The following is a 3,056-nucleotide window of genomic DNA, read 5'->3' on the forward strand; positions in this document are numbered from 1 at the left end:
ATTTCGTCAGTTGTTTCGTCAACAAAGTATTGACTATCCTGCAGAAATAAAAAGTGATGCTCAAAAAATTGATTATTTAAATGAATACATAACAGGCTATGACCAAGTCGATTTGAAATATTTAGCGTCAGATGAATTTTGGAATAAATGGACAGAATATGGAACCACAGGAAGAAATAACTGGAAGAGCGTATTTGAGTTTGTAAGAGCGAACAAACATAAAAAGGCCAATATTGACCCGTTTCTAGACTGCGAAATATTAAAACATAAATATCTTCAGAATTTTCAGAAAGAATTTGATGGCGGAAACTCTACAGTTCAAGAACAACTAAGAATTATGGAAAAAAGACTTGCTGAGTTAGAGGATTATAAGAAAGACGATAAATTAGGTAAGGAGCTAGAGAAATGGAATAATCATAACACGACAAAATATAAACTAAGTCAGATGGTCTTAGATGAATCAAAAGACAAAGAGGATTGGAAAGTATTTTTGGAATATCATAATTTGGTTAATCAAATATCGAAATTATCTAAGAATTTTTCTGCTCAAGGAATCCCTGAAACACCAGAAGGAATCCAGCAATTAGAAAAAAAATTAAAGACAGAACAAACAAATGATGCTAATTGGGATAGTCAATACTTTAAGGATTTGCTAAAGTCTTATAAACATTATTATGGCTCTCCTGTTGATGTTGAAAAATTACGAGATAATTATCCAAATTTTAGAGATGCTTCTATGAACTTGGATGTCAAAATAAAAGTTAAACAATTAGAGAAAAGATATGGATTTACAAATGAAGAATTAATGAAGCTTATAGACGATAAAGATGATGAAAAAACTTTACAGCGTTTAGAAAATGAAAGGTCTATATGCAGTCAAGAATTAGATAAATTAAAGACTGACGGCTTGGCTCTTTCCTATTTGGACGCTTGGCAGGAAAAATCAAAAATGAAAGATGGAATGACTGAGTTGTTTAAAAAACATGGTCATAGATATGATTCAGTAATGTTTTATTTGGTCTATTATGATTATCAAGACAAGATTGAGAAAAAATCTGAACAAGAGATGAAAGCTCGTTATTCTAATGATTTGGCAAGAGGTATTGGAGATATGGATGACAAATTACAAACTTATTATAATAGACAAGAATTATTCGAAGAAGAAGATTCAAAATCAAATTTCATGACCTCAAAGAAATATACATATGATGAATTAATGAAAGAATTCCCAGTACTACGCTCTGAAGATATTCGAAAAGATTTAGAGAATGCTATGTATTTGTTAGGTAATTTTGATGAAAAAGCTAAATATCAAAAAATCTTAGCTGAAATAGGAGAAGAAGATTTAACTGTTGATGCATATGACAATTCCAAAAGTAGAGAGAAAAGACAATATTTGAAAAAGAAAATAGCAGAATATGAGAGGTATAAAGACATACTAACAACAGGAGATATTGATGGACTTTTTAATGTATATGGTATTAATCATCCAGAAGAGAAAGTCAATACTTGGGCTGACAGATATAAATGGGCCATGAGATTGTTTCAAAAAATAGATAAAGAACAAATAGAGAAAAAATTGAAGCTCGATAATGGAATCAAACTTTTTGAAGACAAATATAAAGTCCTTTGGGAAGACCAAGAAGAAAGTAAGAAAAATGAAGATGAACAAATTAAATATCTCGAAAAAGTTTTAAAGAATGAAAGTAGCTATAATGGAGTTGATGATTTAGATTCTGCTATACAAGAATATAATAATGCTTTTCGACCCAAGAAAATTAAAAGACAATATCTTGTTAATAAATTTGGAGATGATGTATCAGAAGCTATAATATGGTTATTAAGAGAAGCTAGACTCAAAAAAGTTAAAGAAATATTAGGAAATCGATTTAAAGAAGATGATTTTCCAGATACCTTAGAAGGCTTAGAAAAATTAAAGAGCGTTATCGATTATGAAGAAGGAAAAGTAAATAATATAAATAACAATGACGACCTGAAAGATATATTAGATAAATTTAACAAATATTTTGTTGGAGAGCCTCCTCGAGATTTGATATGGGTTCGAGAAGAATTTCAAAATGACCCGTCAAGGGCATATTATGGCTTAAAATGTTATATGATAATTGAACAATTGAATAATTTCTATAGAGAAGACAAATATACAAGAGAAGATATTAAACAAAAAATATTGAAAAGTTCTGATTATGGTCATAAAATATATGAAGAATTAAATACACTACGAGATGTTCTGCAAAATGAAACTGTAGAAATAGACGAAATAAGTTCAGATTCTGATATAAAAGATGCTTTAGCTTATTGGAATCAGCAACATGGAACAGAATATAATTTGTATGATTGTCTTCGAGAATTAGGTCAATATAAAGATAATAAGAATAAATATCCAAAAGCTAAGAAAGCAATAGCAGAACTCTTAATCTTTTATCGAAATTCATTATATCCTAAGAATCAAAAGACAAAAGAAATCATCTTCTCAACAAAATTAGAGCCGCTTATCGATGAAATGATTAGAGATATTACAAAAGCAAAATCTAATGAAAGAGCATCTTCACAAGAGGATATCAAAGAAAAAATGGAAAAATTGAATTTAGATTATGAAACTCAAGAAACATTATTAAGAAAATATGATAAGCCAGAAGATTTAAATTTACATCTTGATATATTAGAGCTTAAAGTAAAGTATGACCAAATTAACGATACAGATAAAATGCCAGAAATAGATGATATAAATAACTATACTTTCAAAGAATATTCAGGAAAAGATTTGTTAAAATATTTATCTGAGGTTGTCAAATATGATTGGTCTACTATCAAAAAAGACCTTGAAGAAATGGAGAAAAGAACAAAAGATAATCTAGATGTTGAAAAATATGGTACTGTAGATGGTTTGAAAAATGCTAAAGGAAATGCGTTTGAAGCAAGAGCTTTTTTGTTATGTGAAGAATTAAGGTTAGATTTTAATGAATTATCAGGCAAAAATTATTCCATGAATACTCTTTTGAAGAGATGGAATTTTGATTTAGCAGCGCTCAAACAAT

General features: G+C 28.8%; 1 protein-coding gene. It reads left to right on the forward strand.

Translation table 11 applies throughout. The features are described from left to right. The coding region (locus tag QZ306_RS10385) for a hypothetical protein (RefSeq protein WP_295163623.1) at positions 1–3,056 on the forward strand (3,056 nt) is incomplete at both ends.

The sequence above is a fragment of the uncultured Brachyspira sp. genome, from assembly GCF_910588665.1.
Classification (GTDB): domain Bacteria; phylum Spirochaetota; class Brachyspiria; order Brachyspirales; family Brachyspiraceae; genus Brachyspira.